The sequence below is a fragment of the Enterobacter sp. Bisph1 genome, from assembly GCF_000814905.1.
In the GTDB taxonomy this organism is placed as follows: Bacteria; Pseudomonadota; Gammaproteobacteria; order Enterobacterales; family Enterobacteriaceae; genus Kosakonia.
On record NZ_JXAG01000042.1, the window covers coordinates 75,266 to 100,221 of the forward strand.

Genomic DNA, 24,956 nt, shown 5'->3' on the forward strand with positions numbered 1-24,956 from the left:
ATTTAAGGTCTGTTTTGAGTATTTTGTGTATTTTGCGTGTTCTGCGCAGAGCCCGCCGCGCGTTTCGACGCGTCAGGCACCAGACGATAAAAGGTTTCGCCCGGCTTAGTCATCGTTAATTCGTTGCGTGCGCGTTCCTCAATCGCTTCCTGGCCGCCATTGAGATCGTCAATTTCGGCGAAAAGCTGATCGTTTCGCGATTTTAATTTGGCGTTTGTCGCCTGCTGTGCCGCCACATCTTCGCTGACGCGGCCGTAATCATGCAGACCATTCTTGCCGAACCACAGCGAATACTGTAGCCAGACCAGTAAAGCCAGCAATAGCAGCGTTAGTTTGCCCATCCTGCCCCCTGAAAAAACGGCATCATCATCCCACAACTTGTCGTCAGACTCCACTTCGGGCCGGGCGATGCCGCACAAGTGCCAAACTTTATCATAAATGTGCGGCGATCCGTAGCCGGACACATTGTCTTAATGAGCGTTACGGTTTGACGTACAGAGGATTACCCCATCAGCCACATAAACAGCACACCAAACATGGCGATGACCGTTAGCAGCGTCGCCACGCTGCTGTAGAGCAGCTTACCGCTCAGCAGCGAGTGCAGCGCAATGCCGACCACCACCGAAACGGGCATCAGGGCAAGAAAGAAGGGCCAGGTGTAGAGAAAGAAAAAAAGCGTATTGGAGCCGTAGAGCATAAAGGGGATGCCGAGCGCCAGCAGCCATGCGACGAAGCCCACAACCGCTCCGGGGAACGACCATGTTGTGGTTTCGTCGGGGGTGGCAGCCACTGGCTGCGACCGTGGAATGGTGATGTTCTGACCGTTGCGCATATCTGATCCTGTTGCCTGTAGGATCGGTAGAGGAGATACGCGTGGCTAATAAGCGCGAAGATCCGCGCCTTCATCGCCACTATGCCGCGTATCGCCAGTACCGTCTCAGGATCTGATAATATCGCCCCGCCGGAGGAGGTCTAATAATTGGCTGACTAAATTTGTTACCAATTGTTCGCCGTCCAGATGCGCTTCAGGGGCGTGTGGCGCTTCATAGACAGAATCGATACCGGTGAAATTACGCAGTTCACCGGCGCGCGCTTTCTTATATAAGCCTTTTGGATCGCGCGCTTCGCAGATAGCCAGCGGCGTATCGACAAACACCTCGATAAACCGTCCTTCCCCGAGGCGCTCGCGCACCATTTGCCGTTCAGCGCGGTGCGGCGAGATAAAGGCCGTCAGCACCACCAGCCCCGCCTCGACCATCAGTTTGGCGACTTCACCCACGCGTCGGATATTCTCTTTGCGATCCACATCGCTAAATCCCAAATCGTTGCACAGCCCGTGGCGCACGTTATCGCCATCGAGCAAATAGGTGCTAACGCCTGCGCGGTGCAGCGCCTCTTCCAGCGCCCCGGCGACGGTGGATTTTCCCGAGCCGGAAAAGCCGGTAAACCACAGCACCACGCCACGATGGCCGTGGAGTTGCTCGCGCGCTTCCTGGGTGACAGGATGAGCGTGCCAGACAACGTTTTCATCATGCTCGGCCATTACTTGCCTCCCAGCAGATCGCGCGCGCCCCAGTGCGGGAAGTGTTTGCGAATAAGCTGATTCAGCTCCAGCTCAAAGGCGCTGAACTCACTGGTTTGGGCAGGCGTATCCAGATGCACTTCGCGCACCATCCCTGCGCCAACGGTCACGTTGCTCAGGCGATCGATAAAGATAATGCCGCCGGTCACCGGATTTTGCTGGTACGCATCGAGCGTTAACGGCTCATCAAAAGTCAGATCAACTAAACCAATGCCGTTCAGCGGCAGTGCGTCGACCTGGCGCTGGGTGAGATTGTTGATATCCACCTGATAGTGAATCGCGTCAACGCGGGCGCGGGTTTTCTTACCGGCAACTTTAATGTCATAGCTCTGGCCGGGCTGTAACGGCTGTTCCGCCATCCACACCACATCCAGCGCGGCGTTTTGAGCCGCGGGCAGCGTCTCTTGCGCATCGAGAATAAGATCGCCACGGCTGATATCGATCTCATCTTTCAGCACCAGGGTAATCGCTTCCCCGGCACCGGCTTCCTGTAAATCGCCATCAAAGGTCACGATACGGGCAATAGCGGATTCCACGCCGGAGGGCAGCACTTTAATACGCTGACCCACTTTCACCACGCCGGAGGCGAGCGTGCCGGAGAAGCCGCGGAAATCGAGGTTCGGGCGGTTAACATACTGCACCGGGAAACGCATCGGCTGCGTATCTACCACGCGCTGGATCTCGACGGTTTCCAGCATCTCCAGCAGCGTCGGGCCGCTGTACCACGGCATTTTCTCGCTCTGGCTGGCAACGTTATCCCCTTCCAGCGCCGACAGCGGCACAAAGTGGATATCGAGATTGCCCGGTAACTGTTCGGCAAAGGTCAGGTAATCCTGACGAATGGTCTCAAATCTCTCCTGGCTGAAGTCCACCAGATCCATCTTATTGACGGCGACCACCAGATGTTTGATACCCAGCAGCGTGGAGATAAAGCTGTGACGGCGGGTCTGATCGAGCACGCCTTTACGGGCATCCATCAACAAGATCGCCAGATCGCAGGTCGACGCGCCCGTCGCCATATTACGCGTGTACTGTTCATGCCCCGGCGTGTCGGCAATGATAAATTTGCGCTTTTCCGTCGAGAAATAGCGATAGGCGACATCAATGGTGATGCCCTGCTCGCGCTCTGCCTGCAGGCCATCCACCAGCAGCGCCAGATCGAGTTTTTCGCCTTGGGTGCCGTGGCGCTTGCTGTCGTTATGCAGTGTCGAAAGCTGATCTTCATAGATCTGACGGGTGTCGTGCAGCAGACGGCCAATCAGCGTACTTTTCCCGTCATCGACGCTGCCGCAGGTGAGAAAACGCAGCAGGCTTTTATGCTGCTGGGCATGCAGGTAGGCTTCAACGCCGCCTTCATCGGCAATTTGTTGGGCAATGGTGGTATTCATGGCGGCTCCTTAGAAGTATCCCTGACGTTTTTTCAGCTCCATGGAGCCGGCCTGGTCGCGGTCAATCACGCGCCCCTGACGTTCGCTGGTGGTGGAAACCAGCATCTCTTCGATAATCTCCGGCAGCGTTTGCGCGCTCGATTCCACCGCGCCCGTCAGCGGCCAGCAGCCGAGGGTACGAAAACGCACCATCCGCTTCTCGATAACCTCACCGGGCTGCAGATCGATACGGTCGTCATCGATCATCATCAGCATGCCGTCGCGCTCAAGTACCGGGCGTTCCGCCGCCAGGTAGAGCGGCACGATTTCAATATTTTCCAGGAAGATGTACTGCCAGATATCCAGCTCGGTCCAGTTAGAGAGCGGGAAGACGCGAATACTTTCGCCCTTATTAATCTGACCGTTGTAGTTGTGCCACAGCTCCGGGCGCTGGTTTTTCGGATCCCAGCGGTGGAAGCGATCGCGAAAGGAGTAAATACGCTCTTTGGCGCGGGATTTCTCTTCGTCGCGGCGCGCACCGCCGAATGCAGCGTCAAAACCGTATTTGTTCAGCGCCTGCTTCAGCCCTTCGGTTTTCATAATATCGGTGTGTTTGGCGCTGCCGTGCACGAACGGGTTAATGCCCATCGCTACCCCTTCCGGATTTTTGTGCACCAGCAGTTCGCAGCCATAAGCCTTCGCGGTACGGTCACGGAATTCATACATCTCACGGAATTTCCAGCCGGTGTCGACATGCAGCAGCGGGAACGGCAGCGTGCCCGGATAGAAGGCTTTGCGCGCCAGATGCAGCATCACGCTGGAGTCTTTGCCTATCGAGTACATCATCACCGGATTGGAAAATTCAGCGGCCACTTCGCGGATAATATGGATACTTTCCGCTTCCAGTTGTCGCAGGTGAGTGAGTCGTTTTTGATCCATAACCTTTCCTTAAGCCAAATTAATCACGGAAGCGTCGAACGCCTCCGCCGCTGTCGAATGCTGGAACCAGGCAAGTTCGCGATGCAGACCAACCACCTCGCCCACCACCAACAGGGCGGGCATCGGCGCGGCTTTTGCCAGTTCCTCGAGTTGTTCTAATGTGCCGGTGGTCACCTGCTGATCCGCCCGCGTTCCGCGCGAAAGCACCGCCACCGGTGTGGTTTTGTCCCGCCCGTGGGCGATTAATTGCGTGCTGATTTCCGCCGCCTTCATCGTGCCCATATAGATAGCCAGCGTCTGGCGGCTTTTCGCCAGCAGCGACCAGTCAAAGGGGGCGCTATCGGCTTTGTAATGGCCGGTCACAAAGGTAACGCTCTGGGCAAAATCCCGGTGGGTCAGGGGAATACCCGCATAGGCTGTTGCGCCAGACGCGGCTGTAACGCCCGGCACCACCTGAAAAGGGATCCCGGCGGCGGCCGCTGCCTGCAACTCTTCGCCGCCGCGGCCAAAGATAAAGGGATCGCCGCCTTTCAGACGCACCACGGTTTTCCCTTCGCGCGCCGCCTCAACCAGCATGCGGTTGGTGTCATGCTGCGCTACAGCATGGGAACCGGCGCGTTTACCGACGCAAATTTTATCCGCATCGCGGCGCGTCAGTTCCAGGACCGCATCGCTCACCAGATGGTCATAAAACACCACGTCCGCCTGCTGAATAACCTGTAATCCGCGCAGAGTCAGCAAACCGGCATCCCCCGGCCCTGCGCCAACGAGGATAATCTCGCCGCTGCTGGAGCCGGGCTGCGTAAGCTCCGCTTCCAGTACTTTTTCTGCCGCCGGTTCGTCTCCCGCCGCCATCAGGCTGGCGAAGCGCCCGCGAAAAGCGCTTTCCCAAAAACGTCGGCGTTCATCGGTGGTTCGGCGATAGGCTTTAATGCGTGTGCGCCAGCGCCCGGCCACTTCCGCCATGCGCCCGAGATTTCCCGGCAGTAACGCTTCGATTTTTTCGCGCAGCAGGCGTGCCAGCACCGGTGCGTTGCCGCCGGAGGAGATGGCTACCAGCAGCGGTGAGCGATCGACAATCGACGGGAAAATAAAGGAGCACAGCGGCTGATCGTCCACCACATTTACCAGCCGATGGCGCGCGTTGGCGGCGTCGAACACCCGGCGATTGAGCGCCGCATCGTTGGTGGCGGCAATCACCAGGAAAACCTGTTCCAGCTGCGATTCTGCAAAAGCGGTATCCAGCCAGTGAATGGCCTGCGTATCAGCAAGCTGCTGCAGTTCGGGTGACAGACGTTGCGCCACCACCTGCACCTGCGCGCCCGCACGGCGCAAAAAGGTTATCTTGCGCGCGGCGATCTCGCCGCCGCCAACCACTAAAACGGGACGGTCTTTCACTTCCGCAAATATCGGCAGGTAATCCACAGCGCAGTAACTCACTCACAGCCAGTAATAGAGGGACTATAGGGGGCGGGTTAGAACGAATGAAATTACGAATTGGAATGAGTAGTTCCGCAAAAGAATAACGACCGGGCAAAGCAAATGCCAAAAAGTGCTTAACAGCAGTTTTTTGAAAGGTTAAGAACAAATGAAATTGTGTAAAGCGGGTCACAGTTTCATACTAGGCGCGGTAAAAATTCTGCCTCCTAAAGGACTCACTATGTTTTCCGCATTGCGCCTCCGTACCGCTGCCCTGGCGCTCGGCGTATGCTTTATCCTTCCGGTTCATGCCCGTACCTCCCAAACCGGCGACTTTGCCACTGAGCAGGCACGACATATTGCCACGTTGTTTCCCGGCCGTATGACCGGCACGCCCGCAGAAATGCTCTCGGCGGATTATGTTCAGCAGCAGTTTCAACAGATGGGTTATCAAAGCGATATTCGTAAATTCAAAACCCGCTATCGCTATACCACGCGAGATAATCAGCAGAGCGTGCAGAATATTACCGGCAGCACGGTGATTGCCGCCCATGAAGGTAAACTGCCGCAGCAGATTATTATTATGGCGCACCTCGATACCTACGCGCCTAAGAGCGATGCGGATGTCGATGCTAATCTCGGTGGCTTAACCCTGCAGGGCATTGATGATAACGCTGCAGCTGTCGGCGTAATGCTGGAGCTGGCGCAGGTGCTGAAACGAGCACCCACGCAATACGGTATTCGCTTTGTCGCCACCAGCGGCGAAGAAGAAGGCCAACTGGGTGCGGAGAGCTTTCTTGCGCGGATGAGCGATAAAGAGCGCAAAAACACCCTGCTGGTGATCAATATGAATAACCTGATCGTCGGCGATAAGCTCTACTTTGCCAGCGGTAAAAATACCCCGGCGTCGGTGCGCAAACTCACGCGCGATCGCGCGCTGGCGATTGCCCGTACGCACGGTATTCTGGCGTCGAGCGCCCCGGAGAGTAACAGCAAAACCAACCATAGCGCCACGGATGCGCAGGTGTTTGATAACGCCTCGATCCCGGTACTGTCCGTGGAAGCGACGAACTGGTCACTGGGGCAGAAAGATGGCACCCAGCAGCGGGCGAAATCAAAAGCCTTTCCCGATGGCGTGACGCTTCACCGTGCGCGGCTGGATAATCAGCAGTATATCGACCAGGCGCTGCCGGGACGCATTGAGCGCCGCAGCCGCGACGTAATGCGCATTATGCTGCCGTTGGTGCAAGAGCTGGCAAAAGCCAAAAAATAACGCCAGCTAAGCTGGCGTTATCGTGACGGCTGGCAGGATTAGCGCTCGTCGCGCCTGCCGCCCACCGCGGCCCACATTCTGCGTACATGCACCGTCACTTCTTCACGATCGTGATAGAGCTGGCGGGCATGGATCTCTGCGGCAATATTGTGCTCATCAAGCTGCGCCTGAATATAGGCCAGATTGTTCGAGACCTCTTCGTAACGCTTCTTCATCGGTAGCTTCAAGTTGAAGATGGTTTCGCGACACCAGCCGTTAGTCAGCCACTGCGCCATCAGCGCGGCCACTTTCGCCGGTTTCTCCACCATATCGCACACCATCCACGAAATGTTGTTGCGATTCGGACGGTAACGGAAGCCGTCTTCACGCAGCCAGGTTACCTGGCCGGTATCCATCAGGCTTTGCGCCATCGGGCCGTTATCCACCGACGCGACCCACATATTGCGTTTCACCAGTTGATAGGTCCAGCCGCCAGGGCAGGCACCCAGATCGACGGCGTACATACCGTTTGCCAGACGTTCATCCCACTCATCCGCCGGAATAAAGACGTGGAACGCCTCTTCCAGTTTCAGGGTTGAGCGGCTCGGCGCATCCGACGGGAATTTCAGTCGCGGAATGCCCATATAGAACGGCGAGTTATTAAAGGTATAAGAGTAACCGGTGTAACAGCAGCCAGGGGCGATAAAGAATACATGCACCACCGGACGCTTGGTTGAATCACTGTGCGCCAGCACGCCTGCTTCACGCAGCGCGCTGCGCAGGGGAACGGTAAATTTACGGCAGAACTTCATCAGCTCTTTGCTTTCGTTGGTGTCTGCCACTTCCACCCGCAGATCGCCGCCCTTCTCCACCGCGCCCTGCAGCATGCCCACGATGGGCGTAATGCGGTCTTCCGGCGGTAAATCCCGCAGCAATTCGCCGACAACAAACATCTGGCGGGCGAAAATCAACGAACTGAACGGCAACTCGCGCGCCAGTTTGTCCGCATCGTTTGGCTGGTAGCATTCGAACACCACATAGCCCGCGTTCTCTTTCACCCGCGCGAAACCGAACACCTCAAGGCGTCCGGCTTTATCGGTAATCTCTGCCGCGCACTCTTTCTCAAAACCCGGGCGGCACAGCAATACCACTTTATTCATGAACAACGCCCCTACGTTTTAGACGAATTGCGCCCACTAACATTAATGCCCAGCCGATGAGGAAACAGACGCCACCGACCGGCGTAACAAACGCCCACAGGCGTAAATGGGAGAGCGCCAGGCAATAGAGGCTGCCGCTAAACAGCACGGTGCCGAACGCCAAAAAGACGCTACTCCAGTAAAACCAAATGCTGATACGGCGCTGCATTGCCACCGCCAGCCCCAGCACCGCCAGGGTATGGAACGCCTGATATTCAAGCCCGGTCTGGATCCAGCTCATCTCGACCACGCCGAGGGATTTACGTAACACATGCGCACCAAAGGCGCCGAGCGCAACAAATATAAAGCCGCTTATCGCGGCGAAAATCAGCATAAAACGGCTGGTCATCTGAGTACCCTAAAAGTCATACGCGTTATAAACGCGCGAATTATTGTTCATAACGGAAACGGAATTTTTCCTGCTCGCTTGCCGCTTTAGCCAGAATCCACTGACGAAAGGCGGCTATTTTACCCAGTTCTGCCTGACTGTCATGACAAACCAGATAAAACGCATTCTTACTGACCAGAACATCATTAAACGGGCAGACCAGGCGGCCGGCCTCAATTTCGGACTGCGCCATGACGTTGTTGGCCAGCGCGACGCCCTGTCCGTGGATGGCAGCCTGCAGCACCATTGAGCTGTGGCTAAATATCGGCCCCTGCTGAACGTTAAGATTGAGACCTAATTGGCGCGTATAAGTTTGCCAGTCGCGGCGGGAAGCGTCATGCAGCAGCGTATGATGCGCCAGGTCTTCGGTTTTTTTCAACGCCTTATCCCCGGTCAGCAATAAAGGCGAGCAGACCGGCAGTAGATATTCCGCATACAGTTTTTCAACACGCAGCCCCGGCCAGTTACCGCGACCGTAGAAAATTGCCACGTCGACATCGTCCGCCAGTTTGTCCTCTTCACGGTCAACGGCCTGGATACGAACGTCGATTCCCGGATAAGCTGAGTTAAAGCTGGAGAGTCTTGGCACCAGCCACTGAATAGCAAAACTGGGCAATAAACTGACCGTCAGTGCGCCTTTTGCACTGCGTGCCTGCAGTTTGCGGGTGGCCTCGTTAAGCTGAGAAAATATCTCTTTAATATCCTGAAAATAGCTCTGGCCTTCCTCCGTAAGCAGCAGCGAACGGTTGCGGCGACGGAACAATTTCAGACCGAGAAAATCCTCGAGAGACTTGATTTGGTGGCTTACTGCGGCCTGCGTCACAAAAAGCTCATCGGCGGCGCGAGTAAAACTTAAATGGCGGGCAGCAGCATCAAAAACACGTAATGCATTAAGGGGCGGTAATCGCTTGGACATGGTTATTTGGCTTTGATGTTAATACAATTTAACAAACAGGAAACAGTGTTTAACCTATTAGTTTTTTTTATCTGAGCCATTATAAATTGTTCGTTGAGCTTCTACCAGCAAATACCTATAGTGGCGGCACTTCCTGAGCCGGAACGAGAAGCTTTTTTCGGAATGTGTGTTCTGATGGGCTTTTGGCTGACGGTTGTGATGTTGTGTTGTTGTGTTTGCAAATTGGTCTGCTATTCAGACCCCGGTAGCGACGCTACCCCTTTTTCACTTCCTGTACATTTACCCTGTCTGTCCATAGTGATTAATGTAGCACCGCAAAATTGCGGTGCTTTTTTTTACCTGCTGGCAGCACTATTTTTCCAGCGCAACCATCTCTTTCACATCGGTACGGTTGATCTGCTGCTCATTGCCGTTGGCATCTTTATAAGAAATCAGCCCGGTCTGGTTGTCGGTTTTCGGTTTACCTTCAGAGATAATCGTACGACCGTCATTGGTGTGCAATGCATAGTTCGGACCGGAACACGCGCTCAGGGCAAAAGCTAAAGTACATGCAGATATAATTGCGGCAGCCTTTTTCATTTCTTCTCCTTTCTGGCAATTAATACTGTGAAATACTCTTCATAGAAGAGTCTCGAACAATTACCTAACACTATTTAGCATAACCTGCTTCATGAACTCTGCCAGGACAAACAGATAATTCTTATGGTTATCAACTGCCTTGCTCAGAGGAAAAAATTGCGCGACGATCGCGGCAATAGAATGAGGAATCCCATGAACGCATTTAACCCAGCGCATTTTCGCGCGCAGTTTCCGGCCCTTGTTGATGCGGGTGTCTATCTCGACAGCGCTGCGACCGCTCTGAAACCGCAGGCGGTGATCGACGCCACGCAACAGTTCTACAGCCTGAGCGCTGGCAACGTTCATCGCAGCCAGTTTGCGCAGGCGCAGCAGCTTACCGCACGCTATGAAGCGGCGCGCGACCAGGTTGCCGCGCTGCTTAATGCGCCGTCCGGTAAAAATATCGTCTGGACCCGCGGCACCACCGAAGCCATCAATATGGTCGCTCAATGCTACGCCCGTCCGCGCCTGCAGCCCGGCGACGAAATCATTGTCAGCGAAGCGGAACACCATGCGAACCTGGTTCCCTGGTTAATGGTCGCGCAACAGACCGGCGCGAAAGTGGTGAAATTACCGCTGGGCGCCGATCGTCTGCCGGACATCGTCCAACTGGCGCAGTTGATAACGAAACGCAGCCGTATTCTGGCGCTCGGGCAAATGTCGAATGTCACCGGCGGCTGCCCGGATCTGCACCAGGCCATTACGCTAGCCCATGCGGCAGGCATGGTGGTGATGGTCGATGGCGCGCAGGGGGTGGTGCATTTCCCGGCCGACGTCCAACAGTTGGATATCGATTTCTACGCCTTTTCCGGCCACAAGCTTTACGGACCGAACGGCATTGGCGCGTTATATGGCAAAGCGGAACTGCTGAATGAAATGGAGCCGTGGCTCGGCGGCGGCAAAATGATTCGCGAAGTGACCTTTGACGGTTTCACCCTGCAGCCGGTGCCCTACAAACTGGAAGCCGGTACGCCCAACGTCGCCGGGGTGATCGGATTAAGCGCCGCGCTGGAGTGGATGGAAAGCCAGGATGTCGTGCAGGCAGAAAGCTACAGCCGCGGCCTGGCGACCCTTGCCGAAGAGCAGCTGGCGCAGCGCCCCGGTTTTCGCTCGTTCCGCTGTCAGGACTCCAGCCTGCTGGCTTTTGATTTTGCCGGTATTCATCACAGCGATATGGTGACGCTGCTTGCTGGCTACGGTATCGCGCTGCGCGCCGGGCAGCACTGCGCACAACCTCTGCTAGCGGCGCTCGGCGTTCAGGGCACGCTACGAGCCTCGTTTGCCCCCTATAATACGCAGCAGGATGTTGACGCGCTGATCGACGCCGTCGATCGCGCCCTTGAAATTTTGGGGGATGAATGACCAGCCCGACTTTTGCCGGACATCCGTTCGGCACAACGGTAACCGAAGAGACGCTGCGCCAGACCTTTGGCGCGCTGCATCAATGGGAAGATAAATATCGCCAGCTGATCCTGCTCGGCAAGCAGTTGCCTGCAGCCACGGATCAACTGAGAGCGCAGGCGCGGGAAATTCCCGGCTGTGAAAATCGCGTCTGGCTGGGTTCGATGCTCGGCGCGGACGGGAAAATGCACTTCTTTGGCGATAGCGAAGGGCGCATCGTGCGCGGATTACTGGCGATTCTGCTGACCGCCGTGGAAGGCAAAACGCCAGCAACCCTGGTGAATGAGGATCCGCTGGCGCTGTTTGATGAGCTGGGTTTACGCGCGCAAATTAGCGCGTCACGCAGTCAGGGACTGGCGGCGCTGGCCGCCGCCGTGCAGGAAGAGGCACGTCAGGCGCTGGCCTGACGCTGGGCTTTCGCCAGCAATTTTTTTAGCGCATGGGAGACCGCGACAAAGCCAAAGGTTGCGGTGACCATCGTCGCCGCACCAAAGCCCGATGCACAGTCCATGCGTTTTGGCCCTTCGGCGGTGCTTTTCATCGCACACACCGACCCGTCCGCCTGCGGGTACACCAGCGCTTCGGTGGAAAAAACACAATCCACGCCGAGCTTGCCTTTACTGTTCTTCACCACGCCAAAATCGCTTTTTAAGCGCTCGCGCAGTTTTGCCGCCAGCGGATCCTGAATGGTTTTCGCCAGATCGCTGACCTGGATCTGCGTGGGATCGATTTGTCCGCCCGCGCCGCCGGTAGTCACCAGCGGGATCTTATTGCGTCGGCAGTAAGCAATCAGCGCCGCTTTCGGGCGCACGCTATCAATCGCGTCTATCACATAGCTGTAATTGCCGCTCATCATCTGCGCAACGTTATCGGCGGTAACGAAATCATCAATTACCGTCACCCGGCACTCCGGGTTGATCTCGCGAATGCGCTGGGCCATTACCTCGGCTTTCGCCAGGCCAACATTCTCGCGCAGGGCATGAATCTGGCGGTTGGTGTTAGTGACGCAAACGTCATCCATATCAATAAGCGTAATCGCGCCAATGCCGGTGCGCGCCAGCGCTTCTGCCGCCCAGGAGCCGACGCCGCCAATGCCGACTACGCAGATATGCGCATCGGCAAAACTCTGCAGCGCGTTTTCGCCATATAACCGCGCGGTGCCGCCAAAGCGCTGTCGCCAGGCGTCACTGATTACTGCTGACATATTCAAACCTCAGAGAAAACAAGAAACCCTCTTCCGGGGCCGGAAGAGGGTGCGAGTGTATCACAAGCACACTCAGCCGCTGAACACGCCGCCGCCCATCCCGGTACCGGGGGCGTTTTTCAACACCCATACGCGACCATAATGGTTGTACCATCCGGCGCGGTGACCGGCATCGGGACCAATGCCCTGATAGATATCGAAGTGCTGGCCTTTAATGGCACCGCCTACATCAAGGGCCACCATCAGGCGCAGTTCATACTGGCCGTTAAACTTACCGTTGTTATCCAACTGTGGTACTTCTGCCAGCAGCGTGGTGCCCGGCGGAATAACCGTACGGTCGGAGGCGACAGAAGCGCGCCCAATCAGCGGTACGCCGCTGGCCCCTTTTACCGGTGCCCAGGATTGCGGTTTAAAGAAGACAAACGACTCGTTCTCTTCCAGCAGCGCGCGCACTTCCGCTTCACTATGTTTTTGTCCCCATTCGCGAATCGCCTGCATCGACATATCTTCGCGCTTCACTTCACCGCGGTCGATCAAGACTTTGCCGATGCTGCGGTAAGCGCGGCCGTTTTTACCGGCGTAGCTAAAGAAATTAAGCGGGCTGCCGTCGCCAAAATCGATATAGCCGCTGCCCTGCACATCCATAATGAAGTTGTCCATTAGCGAGTTGCTGTAGGCCAGCACGTAGTTTTCGCTAAGGGCACCTGCATAGATTTCCGCGCGCGACGGCAGACGGCCGCGTTTGTTCGGCATGCGGTAAATGGGGTAGCGGAATTCACCCTGGCGGGTATGACGCGCCTGCAGCACCGGAGTGTAGTAGCCGGTAAACTGTACGTTACCGTAATTGTCGGTGCCTTCCATTTGCCAGGCATCGAGGCCGAACTGGCGCAGGTTGCGCGTATCGCCGCCGGACATCAGCCACGACTGGATAGCATTATAGACGCCGCTCTGGCTGCCATAGAGGCGCGGGGCGGTGCTACGAATTTGATTAACCTGCTCGGAGAAGTCACCGCCGTTGATCGGCGCGCCTACCGCGTCAGGTTGATTGACCAGGGAAAAAGGCTGGGAAAATTTTCCGTCTTTATACTGTTGACCGCGATCGGTCGGTTTGGAAGAACAGGCCGCGAGAATTGCTACCATTGCGCCTGTGAGTGCGAACTTAACCCAACGTCCTTTCATTATCTCTCATCTTTTGGTTAACCCGGAGCGGGGTGAAGATAACAAACCCGCCCCACTAATGAAATGCGCCAGCGGCCGTAGAGCGCAATTTTGGGCAAAAACTGAACTGATTGTACTGTTTTTATGCATCCATCAGGCGATTAAAGGATTAAGGCGAAAAAAAGGTTGCATCAAATAGTTAGCAGAGTATAGTGCGCATCCACGGACGCGGGGTGGAGCAGCCTGGTAGCTCGTCGGGCTCATAACCCGAAGGTCGTCGGTTCAAATCCGGCCCCCGCAACCAACACAATGAACACCTTAACGGGTGTTTTTTTGTATCTGCAGTTTGTAAAAAGAAAAATGGCGCTGTTCGGCGCCATTCTGTTATCCCCTTCTTGCCAGCGTCGCCCCATCGGCGAAGTAGGCTTTAATACCCGCCAGAATCGACTCAGCCACTTCCTGCTGGAATTTCGCCGTCTTCAGCTTACGCTCCTCTTCGACGTTGCTGATAAACGCCGTCTCCACGAGGATAGAGGGAATATCCGGCGCTTTCAGCACCGCAAAGCCCGCCTGCTCAACGGAGTTTTTATGCAGGTTATTCACCCTGCCGAGCTTATTGAGCACCGCTTTGCCAAACTTCAGGCTGTCGTTAATGGTTAACGACTGCACCATATCGAACAGGGTGTGATCGAGATAGCGGTCGCCGCTTTTACTCACCCCGCCGATTAAGTCCGCTGCGTTCTGCGTTTCCGCCAGGTATTTTGCCGCGGTACTCGTCGCCCCTTTGGTCGACAGGGCAAAAACGGAAGAACCGCTGGGCTGGCGGCTGGTAAAGGCATCCGCATGAATCGAGACAAACAGGTCGGCGCGCTGCTTTTGCGCCTTGGCAACGCGTACTTTCAGAGGGATAAACACATCCTCGTTGCGCGTCATATAGGATTTCATGTTGCCTTCTTTCTCGATCAGCGCATGCAGCCGACGAGCGATTTGCAATACCACATCTTTTTCGCGGGTGCGGTATTTCCCCGTCGCCCCCGGATCTTCGCCACCGTGACCAGGATCGAGCATGATCACAATCGGTCGGTCGCGCCCCGCTTTACCGGGCTGCGGACCGCTTTGGGCAGGCGGAACCTGCTGTTCAAGATCGCCCTTGTTGTACTCTTCCAGTAGCGCCAGCAAAGGATCCTGCACATCTTTGGCGTTTGCCGGATAGAGATCCAGCACCAGGCGCTCTTTAAAACCGGCCACCGGTGCCAGCGCAAACAGCTGCGGCTTAATGTCCTGTTTCAGTTCAAAAACCATGCGCACGGTCTGCGGATCGAACTGGCCGACCCGCGCGGATTTAATAAAGGGATCGTTGCCGTGGATCTGCGCCGCCATGCCTTTTAGCACGGAGTTAAGATGCACACCTTCGAGATCGACCACCAGCCGGTCGGGATTGCTCAAGGCGAACTGTTTGTATTGGATGACATGGTTCGATTCGACCGTCACGCGCGTATAGCTTGACGCAGGCCAGACGCGAACCGCCACGACCTGGCTTACTGCGGCCAGCCCAATCTGGCTCACGCTTAATAACCACATGGCCCCCGTCCCTTTTAATAATCTGCGGCGGCTCAGCGCTGAATGACTTCCCGACATGCTTCTCCCGAGCAATTTTTCTTTAATAAAAAGATATTCGTCAAAATTGACCGAAAACTTTAACGAATGCTGCATAAACTGTCATCTATTAAAGGGTAAACATATGTCTGCCCACGGGCGGCGCGAAGGCACAATTGTTGTGAGATCGTTTAATTTGCACTTGCACGCGGCGGCATAAAAGAATAAAAATACACAATTTACGAATAATCATGCAGTGAGGACAGGCCGTGGTAAAAGAGCGTAGAACCGAACTGGTGCAGGGATTTCGCCATTCCGTTCCCTATATTAATACCCACCGGGGAAAGACCTTTGTCATTATGCTCGGCGGTGAAGCCATTGAGCATGAGAACTTTTCCAGCATTGTCAACGACATCGGCCTGCTGCACAGCCTGGGTATCCGGCTGGTGGTGGTCTACGGCGCGCGTCCGCAGATTGATGCGAACCTGGCCGAACATCACCATGAGCCGATTTATCACAAACATACCCGCGTCACCGATGCCAAAACTCTGGAACTGGTTAAGCAAGCCGCCGGGTTATTACAGCTCGATATTACCGCTCGCCTGTCGATGAGCCTGAATAACACACCGCTACAGGGCGCGCATATTAATGTCGTCAGCGGCAACTTTATTATTTCCCAACCGCTGGGGGTGGATGATGGCGTGGACTACTGCCACAGCGGGCGAATTCGCCGTATTGATGAAGAGGCGATTAACCGCCAGCTCGCCAGCGGCGCGATTGTGCTGATGGGACCGGTGGCGGTTTCGGTCACTGGCGAAAGCTTTAACCTCACCTCGGAAGAGATCGCCACGCAGCTGGCTATCAAATTGAAAGCGGAAAAGATGATCGGCTTTTGCTCCTCGCAGGGGGTGATGAACGATGAGGGCGACATTGTTTCTGAGTTGTTTCCCAATGAAGCCCAGGCGCGCGTTGAAGCCCTTGAAGCGCGCGGAGATTATCACTCCGGCACGGTGCGTTTCCTGCGCGGCGCGGTCAAAGCCTGCCGCAGCGGCGTACGCCGCAGCCACTTAATCAGCTATCAGGAAGATGGCGCGCTGTTGCAGGAGCTTTTCTCCCGTGACGGCATCGGTACGCAGATTGTGATGGAGAGCGCCGAACAGATCCGCCGCGCCACTATCAACGATATCGGCGGCATTTTAGAGCTGATTCGCCCGCTGGAGCAGCAAGGGATTCTGGTGCGCCGTTCCCGCGAACAGCTGGAGATGGAGATCGACAAATTCACCATTATCGAGCGCGATAACCTGACCATCGCCTGCGCGGCCCTTTATCCCTTCCCGGAAGAGAAAATTGGCGAAATGGCCTGCGTGGCGGTGCATCCGGATTACCGCAGCTCCTCGCGCGGGGAAGCGCTGCTGGAGCGCATTGCGGCACAGGCGAAACAGATGGGCTTAAGTAAACTGTTTGTCCTCACCACCCGCAGTATTCACTGGTTCCAGGAGCGCGGTTTTACGCCGGTTGATATTGATTCCCTGCCGGAAACCAAAAAAGAGATGTACAACTATCAGCGCCGTTCGAAGGTGCTGATGGCGGATCTCACCTGAAGAACAGCCCCCGCCGTCTGCGGAGGCGTGTTACATGCGTGAACGAAACAGCGCGTCCAGCCCGCTGCGCCGCTCGGTGCGGGTCGCTATCGCTTGTCCCAGCACGCGTTCATCGGCATACAGGGATAAGCGCTTACGGGCGCGGGTGATAGCGGTATAGACCAGCTCACGCGTCACCACCGGCACAATGTGTTGCGGCAGGATCAGCGCCGCGTGATCGAATTCCGACCCTTGCGATTTATGCACCGTCATCGCCCAGGCGGTGTCATGTTCCGGCAAGCGGCTTGGCAACACCGGTTTTATCTCGCCGTCCGGCATCGTGAACCAGACGCGCATCCCCTGCCCTTGATCCAGCGCGATGCCGATATCACCGTTAAACAGCCCCAGCGCCGAATCGTTGCGTGAAATCATCACCGGCCGCCCGTGATACCAGCGCGAGTGCGGGAGGCGGGAAATAAGCCCCTGACGCACCATCGCTTGCTCCAGCCGCTCATTGAGCCCGCTCACGCCAAACGGCCCTTCGCGCAGCGCACAGAGCAACTGGTATTCACCAAAGGCCTCAATCACCGCCTGCGGCGCGGCCTGCTTTTTCACAGCCGAGAGAAAGTGGCGATAGCCCGCAAGGGCATCGTCAATCATATCCTGATACTCTTGCGCGCTTTGCAGGGGCTTACGTTCAATATCGCTAAAACCCTGCTGAAAGACGGCCTGGGTGGCGCGTTTATCGCCGCGGTTGACGGCGGCGGCGAGCTGGCCGATGCCGGAATCACTGCCAAAACGGTAGCTTTTTTGCAGCAGGCACAGGCTGTCATGCAAACCGCCTTTTTGCACCTCGCCTGGCGGAACCGTAGTGCCGGTCAGACGTGATAGCTGCGCCGCACGTTCAGGGCTGTAACCGACGTTAACCCATGCACAAATATCCCCCAGCACCGCGCCCGCTTCCACCGAGGCCAGCTGATCGCGGTCGCCGAGGAAGATCACTCGCGCCCGCGACGGCAGGGCATCAATTAAGCGCGACATCATCGGTAAATCGATCATGGAGGCTTCATCGACCACCAGTACATCCAGATGCAACGGGTTACCCGCATGGTGGCGCATCCGCTGGCTGCCGGGCTGAGCACCCAGCAGACGATGTAGCGTACTGGCCTCGTCCGGCAGCATCGCTTTCAGACGCGCATCCAGCTGTAGCTGGCGTAATGCATTACCGAGGGATTCCGTTAAGCGCGCGGCGGCTTTACCCGTCGGTGCGGCAAGGCAAATCCGGCATTTGTCGCCATCCACCATCTGTACCAGGGCGGCGAGCAGTTTCGCCACGGTGGTGGTTTTTCCGGTCCCCGGCCCGCCGGAAATTACCGAAATCCGCCGCGTGAGCGCCACGGCGGCGGCTACTTTCTGCCAGTTGATATCGGCTTCTGTGGCGGCGGGAAATAGCGTTTCCAGCGTCTGCATCATGCGCGCTTCATCTACCCCGGCAAGCAGCGCTTGTTCAGCAAAAAATTCCGCTACCCTTCGTTCGTGGCACCACATCCGGTTCAGGTAGAGCCGGGAATCCGTCAGGATCATCGGCGCGGCGGCTTCATTTTCACTAACGGCAGGCGAAGCCAGCAGGGTTTTCTGCCAGTCATCCGGGTTATCGGCGAGGGCGAATAATTCCTTAAACAGCGGCGAGTCTGTGCCGAAGATCTCCGACGTCAGGCGCGACAGCGGCAGGCAAACGTGCCCTTCTCCGGTATCGTGACTGAGCAACGCCGCCGCCAGCATCACGGCGGGCTCCTGCTCGGTCGCGACCGTCAGGGCGAACTGGACATCCAGCGGGCGCAATAGCTTTTGCGCCACCGCCTCCTGCAATAATTTTTGCATACTCATGGCAAGACCTCTGGCGCAACGCCTGTGAACAGGTCGTCCATTTGGCTAATCAGTTCAATATCAGGGCGAATGGTGAATATCCCCTGCTGCGGGTTTTGCGCATCCACGCCGCGTAAAAAGAGATAAATCACGCCGCCAAAATGGCGCTCATAATCGTAATCGGCAATACGATGGCGCAAATAGCGGTGCAGCGCCAGGGTATAGAGCTGATACTGCAGGTCATAACGGTGCGACTGCATCGCCGCCGCCATTGCCGCTTGCGTGTAGGCTTCCGCGCTCTCGCCAAGCCAGTTGGATTTATAATCCAGCAGGTAATAGCGCCCGTTATGGCGAAACACCAGATCGATAAAGCCTTTCAGCATACCGCGCACATCGCGGAAATCCAGCGGCGGGCAGCCCGCCGACAGGGGATCGTAGCGCCGAATCAAGCTATCAAGGGCATCGGCGCTGAGCGTGGCGCTAATCGGCAGGTAAAACTCCATCTCGACCTGTTTCTCTTTATTGCTCAAGCGGCTCAGGGAAACACCGGTTTGCGCCAGCGGCGCGGTCAGCACCGCCTCTATCCAGCGGCTTATTACCGGCTGCCAGTGCGCTTCATAGCCACCGGCCAGCAGTTTCGCCTCAACCCAGGCGTCTGATACCGGCTGGGTAAAATCCAGATCTTCAAACAGGCTATGCAAGAAGGTGCCCGGCGCTGCGCCGCGGGGAAACTGGTGCGGCGTCAATACCGGCTCAGGCAACACTTCTCGCTCCCCAGCGGCGTCGATATCGAGCCTCGGCAGCAGATCCTGAGCGATACCGTGGGCGCGCTGCTGCAGCCCGGAATAGCTGGTCACACGCCAGTCATCGATAATGCGCCGGGTGACGCTGCGTACGCTTAAGCTCGGCGCGTCTGTTTGCGGCAGCTGCCAGCGCTCAGTATCCGGCATATCAGGGGTACTCAGGGCAATATCGTCATTGCAGAACTGCTGTAAGACGTTACGCAATGCGTTGGCATCCAGCGCTTCGCCTTGTTGCAGCAGCCGCCCAAGCGCGCTCTGGTGAAAGTCGCTGGTGCCGGCTTTTTCACCCCGCCGACGAAACAGGGGCGCAATGCCTAAACTGCAGTGCCAAATCGAACGGGTCAACGCGACGTAGAGCAAGCGCAGATCTTCGGCCAGGCGCTCCGCTTCCGCCAGCGCGACGCTCTCCTCGGCGTGGCTGAGATCGAGTACGGCGGCAAAGGAGTCGCGATCGTGGTAGAAGCCCTGATCCTGGATGCGGAAATTGGCGATAAACGGCAGCCAGACCAGCGGATACTCCAGCCCTTTCGACTTGTGAATAGTGACGATTTGGACCAGATGTTTATCGCTCTCCAGACGTAACTGCTCGCTGGAGGCATTAGCATTTGGCTCGGCGATACGCTGCGCCAGCCAGCGGGTCAGTGCATGCTCACTCTCCAGCTGTGTTCCCGCTTCCTGCAACAGCTCGCTGATATGCAGCATATCCGTCAGCCGCCGTTCGCCCCCCGGCGTGGCGAGCAGATTTTCCGCCACCTGCCGTGCGCCCATTAAGGTGCGCAGCATCGCCATCACGCCGCGTTTTTGCCACAGTTCGCGATAGCGGGAAAACTCTTCGACAATCTCATCCCATGCCAGCTCGTTCTGATTAAGCGCATCGATATCCAGCGCGGTCAGCCCCAGTAGAGAGGTTGCCAGCGCGCTGCGTAGAGCACTTTCACGCTCGGGCGCAAGCACCGCCTGCAGCAGCCACAGCAGTTCCTGCGCTTCAGGCGTTTCGAATACGCTGTCGCGGTTAGAGAGATACACCGACGGGATGTTTAATAAGGTAAGGGCATCGCGGATAAGCGAAGCTTCATGGCGGCTGCGCACCAGCACGGTGATATCCGACGCTTTTACCGGGCGCACGTTATCTTCGGTATACAGCAGCGCCTCGCCCTGCTGCCCGGCATTAAGCAGATCGCGGATTTGCGCGGCACAGAGCTGCGCCATAAATCCCTGATAATCGCCCACGCTGACGCCATCCCCGTCCATCAGCCACAGCTTCATTGCCGGCTGCGTTTCGCCCTTAAAGGTGAAGCGTAAGCCCGCTTTTTGCGGGGCAGATTTGACCGGCAGAAACGGGATCTGACGGAACATAAACGCGTCTTCCATCCGGCTGAACAGCTGGTTGACGCTGGCAATCATCCCCGGCGCTGAACGCCAGTTGGTATCCAGGGTGTAGCGGGCGCTCACTTCGTCGCGCGCTTTCATATAGGTGAAGATATCCGCACCGCGAAAAGCGTAGATAGCCTGTTTCGGGTCGCCAATCAGTAGTAAACCGCACTCCGGCTGATTCAGCCAGATACGGCTAAAGATACGGTACTGTTGCGGGTCGGTATCCTGGAACTCATCGATCATCGCCACCGGGAAACGGGCGCGGATGGCCGCAGCCAGCGCTTCGCCGTTCGGGCTTCTTAATGCGTCATCAAGGCGGCTGAGCATATCGTCAAAGCCCAGCTCGCCACGGCGGCGCTTCTCTTTCGCCACCATGTCGCGGATTTCCCGCATCGCGCTGGTCAGCACCAGATCGTTGAGGGTTAACGATTGTGCCAGCAGGTTTTCAATGGTGACAAACAGCGGATGCTCAGGTGCCGCGCCCCCTGGTTTAGTACGCTCGATAAGAAAAGACTGGGCGAATTTTTCCAGCGCGTCCGGCAACAGATAGCCGCGCGTCGCTTCCTGCGCCCAGGCAGAAATCTTCTCGATCCACTTAGCCTGGTTGCCACGGTTGAACTTGCGCCGGTCAATGCCTGAATTTTCCAGCAGCGGCTCAAGTTCGCTGACGGCAGCGTTCCACTGACCTTTTACCTCATCGATGCGGGTAATAATTTGCTGATGGCGAGAGGCCAGCGTTTCATCTGCCGCCGGCGGGACTTTGATTTGCGGCGCTTCGCCGTGCAAATAGCGATCGATCGCTTTCAGCAGATCCTGCGGCCCTTTCCACGAGGCATGGATAACCTCGGCGATCTCGCGAGGCAGCGGATAACAGTGACGACGCCAGAAATCCGCACAGGCCTGGTAACGCAGCAGGGATTCATCTTCCAGCAGCTGCAGTTCAAACAGCATGCCGGATTCAAAGGCGTTCAGGCTTAACATGCGCTGGCAAAAGCCGTGGATGGTAAACACCGCGGCTTCGTCCATTTGCCGCTCAGCCAGCAGCAACCACTGCGCCGCCTGCTGCTTGTCATCAATCTCATTGAGCAGGCTCGCGTAGAGCGGGTTTTCGGTGCTGTCGCGCAGGCAGGCGATACGAAGTTCGTGGATATTGCTACGAATGCGGCCGCGCAGTTCTTCTGTCGCGGCCTCGGTAAAGGTCACCACCAGCAGCTCTTCCACGCTGAGGGGGCGCGGGAAGGCGGCGCTGCCGCCTAACCCTAACAGCAGCCGCAGATAGAGTGCGGCAATGGTATAAGTTTTCCCGGTGCCCGCCGAGGCTTCAATCAGGCGCGCACCGGTAAGCGGCAGGCGCAGGGGATCAAGGGTCTCAGCGGTCGTTTCTCTCATCTTTCTCGATCATCTTCGGTAAGGTTTGCTGCAACGCGCTGGCGCTATCCCAGACCTTCCACCCCTGCGGTCGGGCATAATCCACTTTTCCGCTTTGGCTTCCGGAGATCTGCGACAGGATCGCCATACCTTGCGGCTCGACCACCGCCTGGTGGAAGAAGTCGGCAAGTTTTTGCGGCGTCAGCAGTTTTATCTGAGCCACTACTTTATCACGCGAATCAAAGCGCATATTACCGCGATCGAAATCTTTGCTAAATTTGGCCGCCTCTTCGCTTAAGGTTTGCGGCGCCTGGGTCATTTGCGTTATTACCCCTTGCTGGAGCTGGGCAAACTCGTCCGGCTTCAGCGCCCGCAGCTTCGCTTCTGCCGTCGGGAAGAAGGCTTGATAGCGCTGCCAGAGATAGGCTGGCTGTTTATCATTGCTTTGCAGTAAGAACCCCAGCCCCCACTGACGACCAACGCTGGTCGGGAAGGCAAATACCGCATAACCCAGCTGTTCTTCGGTACGCAGTTGGTTATAGAACCACGGCTGGACGATTTGCCCGAGCATGGCGCTGTAGGCCGAACTGCTGAACTCGTCAAAGCCGGTGGGCACAAACACTGCCGCAAGCGCGGAGTCGGTGCTGTTACCCGCTTTTTCAAAGCTCACGTTCTGCTGCTTTTCCACGACAACGTTCTGATTGCGACACCAGACGCTGCCGTTAGCCGCCAGCTGCTGCTGGACGTCATGGCCGAGATCTTTTGCCTGCTGCTCGCTGAGGTTACCGACGACCAAAAACTCCGGGCGCGCATTGCTCTTCAGCGCATCGCGATAGTGCAAAATATCCTGCAGGGTGATGGACGGCAGCAGCGCGCGGCGATCTGCCCGCTGAAAATAGGGCACCTGCGAAAGCATTTGAATGGGCATGATCGCCTGATCGAAGGCTTTGCCTTTTTCAGCCGAATCGAGCATCAGCGCATACCAGGATTTGGCCTGGGCCAGCTGCTCTTCCGTCGCCGTGTAGCTGAAATAGCCCGCCAGCAGCGCCTTGAAAAGCTGCGGTAGACGCTGGGTGTAACCATTGGCGTTAAGCATCAGACCATTATTGGCATTGGTCGAGAAGCTGATGCCGCCGACCGCCGCCTGGTTGCTGAGCTGATCAAGGGCCAGCCCCGCCAGATAATCATTGAGGGCAAACATCACCTGATTTTTGGCGCTGTCCATCGCCTGCGGATTGCGCAGCACGACGCTGACGTCCGCTTTCGGTTCGCTGGCGAAGTACTGGCTTGGCGTGTAGATCACGCGCAGGTTCGGTTCATCGACAATCAGTTCAGGATGATCGTACTGCTTAGCGGTTTTGATCAGGGTGAAATCATCGGGAATATAGGGGTTCAGCTCCGGGACTTTAAGCGCAATCGCGCTCTGGCGTTTCTGCCAGTCGGCGAAGGTGTCGGCACTAATTTTATTTACCTGATAAGGTGCCTGGACAAAATAGGCGGTTTTGTCATGGGGTTCATCGGGGCTGATGTACCAGATACGGGCGTTCTGCGGCGTCATTTCATCAAGGCGCGCCTGCACCGCTTTGGCATCGAACTGGTCGGCAATATTCACCGAGTCCAGCGTATGGGCAACAGGTACGCGGATCATGGTATCCGCCAGCCACTCAACATAGTCCATATCGCGGGTAATGGAGGGATAACGGAAATCGAGATCGAGGATATGCGCCAGCTCGTCAAAATAGCGCTTATCTACCCCTTTTTCGCGCAGCAGCTGCAGGTAGCTGAATATGGCGGCGACCACTTCGTCACGTCGGGCCTGACCTTTATCAGTTAAGGTGGCGGAAATAGCCAGCACGCCGCTGTTGCCGTTAACCACCGGATCGGAATCACCGCGGATCCCTTCCACCAGCCCCTGACTCTGCAGCCAGTCCGAGAGCGTGCCCGGGCTACGGTTGCCAATCAAATAGGTAATGAGCTCGTCCGTTTTGCTGCGAAACGCTGGGGTGTTGTTATCAATACGAAACTCAACGCGCAGTACCTTACGTGGCACGGCCGGAACGTAATGAATGATGATCCCTTTCTGCGCATCGGTCACCACAGGAACGGTGATTTCCGGCTTTTCAAGCCCCTTATTCGGCACGCGACCATAGGTCTCGACGGCGATTTTCGCCAGATCCGTCAGCGGGCGGTTACTGTAAATCACCGCCTTCATCAGGTTTGCCGAGTAGTATTTATCGCGGAAGTTCAACAACGCGGTGTGCACCGGGCTGTCCGGCTTATCGCTTAAGGTTTCGAGGTTACCGCCGGAGAAGCGCGCGCCGGGATGCGCCGGGTTAATGGTTTCGGCGCTGACCTGCGCCATCCGCATGCCGTCCCGGGTACGCGCCATTGTCAGTTCGGCATTCACCGCGTTACGCTCGCGCTCAACGTATTTTTTGTCCAGCATCGGTGCGGCAATAGCATCGGCTAACCGATCAACGGCACCTTCCAGCGCATTGTTTTCCACTTCCAGGTAGTAAGCGGTGCGATAAGGCGCGGTACTGGCATTATGGCTACCGCCATGCAGTTTCAGGTATTCGGCGAGGCTTTCGGGCTGCGGGTATTTTTTCGACCCCATCAGCGTCATATGCTCAAGGAAATGGGCCAGCCCCGGATGGGCATCGGGATCTTCCAGCGAACCAACGGGTACCACCAACGCAGAGAGGGATTTCACCGCCTGCGCATCGGAAACCAGCAGCACCACCATACCGTTATCAAGGCGGATAGCCTGATACTGGCGGGTGTCTTTGTCGCTTTTACGGATGGTTTCCTGAACAGGTTGCCAACCGGTATCTGCCTGACTGAAGGAAGCCCAGAGGGCGAAAAACAGGATTAACGCTTTTAACCAGGTGCTGCGGGGCATTCACGAACCTCATCATTAACTTTT

20 protein-coding genes and 1 tRNA gene are annotated in these 24,956 nt (G+C 56.6%); 5 read left to right on the forward strand and 16 right to left on the reverse strand.

The genetic code is table 11. The features are described 5' to 3' along the window. Positions 1-2 precede the first annotated feature (2 nt). The 6 genes from ftsB to cysG all read right to left on the reverse strand — a co-directional run bounded on the left by ftsB (position 3) and on the right by cysG (position 5,304). Positions 3-341 carry a cell division protein FtsB gene (gene ftsB / locus RW65_RS13250; protein ID WP_039057237.1) on the reverse strand — a complete coding sequence of 113 codons (339 nt, stop codon included), beginning with the start codon at positions 339-341 and terminating at the stop codon, positions 3-5. Positions 342-502: 161 nt separating this feature from the next. After that, complete coding sequence (locus tag RW65_RS13255; protein ID WP_039057238.1) at positions 503-832, reverse strand: DUF3561 family protein; 330 nt, start codon at positions 830-832, stop codon at positions 503-505. A gap of 105 nt (positions 833-937) precedes the next feature. Beyond that, the gene (cysC, locus tag RW65_RS13260) at positions 938-1,543 is read right to left on the reverse strand and encodes an adenylyl-sulfate kinase (RefSeq protein ID WP_039057239.1); all 606 of its coding nucleotides are present in this window, start codon (positions 1,541-1,543) and stop codon (positions 938-940) included. Then, positions 1,543-2,970, reverse strand: a complete 1,428-nt coding sequence (cysN, locus tag RW65_RS13265; RefSeq protein ID WP_039057240.1) for a sulfate adenylyltransferase subunit CysN — start codon at positions 2,968-2,970, stop codon at positions 1,543-1,545. Before cysN ends, cysC begins: the two co-directional genes overlap by 1 nt. A gap of 9 nt (positions 2,971-2,979) precedes the next feature. Continuing rightward, positions 2,980-3,888 carry a sulfate adenylyltransferase subunit CysD gene (cysD, locus tag RW65_RS13270; RefSeq protein WP_039057241.1) on the reverse strand — a complete coding sequence of 303 codons (909 nt, stop codon included), beginning with the start codon at positions 3,886-3,888 and terminating at the stop codon, positions 2,980-2,982. A gap of 9 nt (positions 3,889-3,897) precedes the next feature. Next, positions 3,898-5,304 (reverse strand): siroheme synthase CysG, encoded by a 1,407-nt coding sequence (cysG, locus tag RW65_RS13275; RefSeq protein WP_197058892.1) that lies wholly within the window; start codon positions 5,302-5,304, stop codon positions 3,898-3,900. A 244-nt stretch (positions 5,305-5,548) separates the two neighbouring features. Here cysG and RW65_RS13280 point away from each other — a divergent pair, with 244 nt between their 5' ends. Continuing rightward, the gene (locus tag RW65_RS13280) at positions 5,549-6,580 is read left to right on the forward strand and encodes an aminopeptidase (protein WP_039057242.1); all 1,032 of its coding nucleotides are present in this window, start codon (positions 5,549-5,551) and stop codon (positions 6,578-6,580) included. A gap of 38 nt (positions 6,581-6,618) precedes the next feature. Here the strand turns inward: RW65_RS13280 and rlmM are convergent, their stop codons facing one another. The 4 genes from rlmM to RW65_RS13300 all read right to left on the reverse strand — a co-directional run bounded on the left by rlmM (position 6,619) and on the right by RW65_RS13300 (position 9,641). Continuing rightward, positions 6,619-7,719: a 23S rRNA (cytidine(2498)-2'-O)-methyltransferase RlmM gene (gene rlmM / locus RW65_RS13285; protein WP_039057243.1), complete on the reverse strand. Its 1,101-nt coding sequence runs from the start codon at positions 7,717-7,719 to the stop codon at positions 6,619-6,621. Next, positions 7,712-8,107 (reverse strand): DUF423 domain-containing protein, encoded by a 396-nt coding sequence (locus RW65_RS13290; protein WP_039057245.1) that lies wholly within the window; start codon positions 8,105-8,107, stop codon positions 7,712-7,714. Before RW65_RS13290 ends, rlmM begins: the two co-directional genes overlap by 8 nt. A gap of 40 nt (positions 8,108-8,147) precedes the next feature. Next, entirely contained in the window at positions 8,148-9,062 is a 915-nt protein-coding gene (gcvA, locus tag RW65_RS13295) for a glycine cleavage system transcriptional regulator GcvA (RefSeq protein ID WP_039057246.1), read from the reverse strand. 351 nt (positions 9,063-9,413) lie between these two features. Beyond that, positions 9,414-9,641, reverse strand: coding sequence for a YgdI/YgdR family lipoprotein (locus RW65_RS13300; RefSeq protein WP_039057247.1), 228 nt, complete (start codon positions 9,639-9,641; stop codon positions 9,414-9,416). 192 nt (positions 9,642-9,833) lie between these two features. On the opposite strand from RW65_RS13300, the gene csdA reads away from it, so the two are divergent. Next, positions 9,834-11,042: a cysteine desulfurase CsdA gene (gene csdA, locus RW65_RS13305; RefSeq protein ID WP_039057248.1), complete on the forward strand. Its 1,209-nt coding sequence runs from the start codon at positions 9,834-9,836 to the stop codon at positions 11,040-11,042. Then, positions 11,039-11,488 carry a cysteine desulfurase sulfur acceptor subunit CsdE gene (gene csdE / locus RW65_RS13310; protein ID WP_039057250.1) on the forward strand — a complete coding sequence of 150 codons (450 nt, stop codon included), beginning with the start codon at positions 11,039-11,041 and terminating at the stop codon, positions 11,486-11,488. Before csdA ends, csdE begins: the two co-directional genes overlap by 4 nt. Here csdE and tcdA read toward each other — a convergent pair. Beyond that, positions 11,473-12,285 (reverse strand): tRNA cyclic N6-threonylcarbamoyladenosine(37) synthase TcdA, encoded by an 813-nt coding sequence (tcdA, locus tag RW65_RS13315; RefSeq protein ID WP_039057251.1) that lies wholly within the window; start codon positions 12,283-12,285, stop codon positions 11,473-11,475. The genes csdE and tcdA overlap by 16 nt on opposite strands. A 72-nt stretch (positions 12,286-12,357) precedes the next feature. Beyond that, a complete protein-coding gene (mltA, locus tag RW65_RS13320; RefSeq protein ID WP_039057252.1) occupies positions 12,358-13,464 on the reverse strand; it encodes a murein transglycosylase A in 1,107 nt (368 codons plus the stop codon). Positions 13,465-13,670: 206 nt separating this feature from the next. Here mltA and RW65_RS13325 point away from each other — a divergent pair. Further along, positions 13,671-13,747, forward strand: a tRNA-Met gene (locus tag RW65_RS13325). A gap of 80 nt (positions 13,748-13,827) precedes the next feature. Here RW65_RS13325 and amiC read toward each other — a convergent pair. After that, positions 13,828-15,081 (reverse strand): N-acetylmuramoyl-L-alanine amidase AmiC, encoded by a 1,254-nt coding sequence (gene amiC / locus RW65_RS13330; protein ID WP_039057350.1) that lies wholly within the window; start codon positions 15,079-15,081, stop codon positions 13,828-13,830. Positions 15,082-15,308: 227 nt separating this feature from the next. On the opposite strand from amiC, the gene argA reads away from it, so the two are divergent. Further along, positions 15,309-16,640, forward strand: a complete 1,332-nt coding sequence (argA, locus tag RW65_RS13335; protein WP_039057253.1) for an amino-acid N-acetyltransferase — start codon at positions 15,309-15,311, stop codon at positions 16,638-16,640. A 30-nt stretch (positions 16,641-16,670) separates the two neighbouring features. On the opposite strand, the gene recD is transcribed toward argA, so the two are convergent. From recD to ptrA, 3 genes are read right to left on the reverse strand one after another with little or no spacing between them, the layout of a single operon-like run. Next, on the reverse strand, positions 16,671-18,506 hold the full coding sequence (recD, locus tag RW65_RS13340; protein WP_039057255.1) for an exodeoxyribonuclease V subunit alpha: 1,836 nt from the start codon (positions 18,504-18,506) through the stop codon (positions 16,671-16,673). Further along, entirely contained in the window at positions 18,503-22,051 is a 3,549-nt protein-coding gene (gene recB, locus RW65_RS13345) for an exodeoxyribonuclease V subunit beta (RefSeq protein ID WP_039057256.1), read from the reverse strand. Before recB ends, recD begins: the two co-directional genes overlap by 4 nt. Continuing rightward, positions 22,032-24,932, reverse strand: a complete 2,901-nt coding sequence (gene ptrA, locus RW65_RS13350) for a pitrilysin (protein ID WP_039057257.1) — start codon at positions 24,930-24,932, stop codon at positions 22,032-22,034. Before ptrA ends, recB begins: the two co-directional genes overlap by 20 nt. Positions 24,933-24,956 lie beyond the last annotated feature (24 nt).

What these genes read in the sequence shown, in the direction of transcription:
- ftsB (WP_039057237.1), bottom strand. Translation starts at nt 341, where the DNA reads ATGGGCAAACTAACGCTGCTATTGCTGGCTTTACTGGTCTGGCTACAG.
- RW65_RS13255 (WP_039057238.1), bottom strand. Translation starts at nt 832, where the DNA reads ATGCGCAACGGTCAGAACATCACCATTCCACGGTCGCAGCCAGTGGCT.
- cysC (WP_039057239.1), bottom strand. Translation starts at nt 1,543, where the DNA reads ATGGCCGAGCATGATGAAAACGTTGTCTGGCACGCTCATCCTGTCACC.
- cysN (WP_039057240.1), bottom strand. Translation starts at nt 2,970, where the DNA reads ATGAATACCACCATTGCCCAACAAATTGCCGATGAAGGCGGCGTTGAA.
- cysD (WP_039057241.1), bottom strand. Translation starts at nt 3,888, where the DNA reads ATGGATCAAAAACGACTCACTCACCTGCGACAACTGGAAGCGGAAAGT.
- RW65_RS13280 (WP_039057242.1), top strand. Translation starts at nt 5,549, where the DNA reads ATGTTTTCCGCATTGCGCCTCCGTACCGCTGCCCTGGCGCTCGGCGTA.
- rlmM (WP_039057243.1), bottom strand. Translation starts at nt 7,719, where the DNA reads ATGAATAAAGTGGTATTGCTGTGCCGCCCGGGTTTTGAGAAAGAGTGC.
- RW65_RS13290 (WP_039057245.1), bottom strand. Translation starts at nt 8,107, where the DNA reads ATGACCAGCCGTTTTATGCTGATTTTCGCCGCGATAAGCGGCTTTATA.
- gcvA (WP_039057246.1), bottom strand. Translation starts at nt 9,062, where the DNA reads ATGTCCAAGCGATTACCGCCCCTTAATGCATTACGTGTTTTTGATGCT.
- RW65_RS13300 (WP_039057247.1), bottom strand. Translation starts at nt 9,641, where the DNA reads ATGAAAAAGGCTGCCGCAATTATATCTGCATGTACTTTAGCTTTTGCC.
- csdA (WP_039057248.1), top strand. Translation starts at nt 9,834, where the DNA reads ATGAACGCATTTAACCCAGCGCATTTTCGCGCGCAGTTTCCGGCCCTT.
- csdE (WP_039057250.1), top strand. Translation starts at nt 11,039, where the DNA reads ATGACCAGCCCGACTTTTGCCGGACATCCGTTCGGCACAACGGTAACC.
- tcdA (WP_039057251.1), bottom strand. Translation starts at nt 12,285, where the DNA reads ATGTCAGCAGTAATCAGTGACGCCTGGCGACAGCGCTTTGGCGGCACC.
- mltA (WP_039057252.1), bottom strand. Translation starts at nt 13,464, where the DNA reads ATGAAAGGACGTTGGGTTAAGTTCGCACTCACAGGCGCAATGGTAGCA.
- amiC (WP_039057350.1), bottom strand. Translation starts at nt 15,081, where the DNA reads ATGTCGGGAAGTCATTCAGCGCTGAGCCGCCGCAGATTATTAAAAGGG.
- recD (WP_039057255.1), bottom strand. Translation starts at nt 18,506, where the DNA reads ATGAGTATGCAAAAATTATTGCAGGAGGCGGTGGCGCAAAAGCTATTG.
- recB (WP_039057256.1), bottom strand. Translation starts at nt 22,051, where the DNA reads ATGAGAGAAACGACCGCTGAGACCCTTGATCCCCTGCGCCTGCCGCTT.
- ptrA (WP_039057257.1), bottom strand. Translation starts at nt 24,932, where the DNA reads ATGCCCCGCAGCACCTGGTTAAAAGCGTTAATCCTGTTTTTCGCCCTC.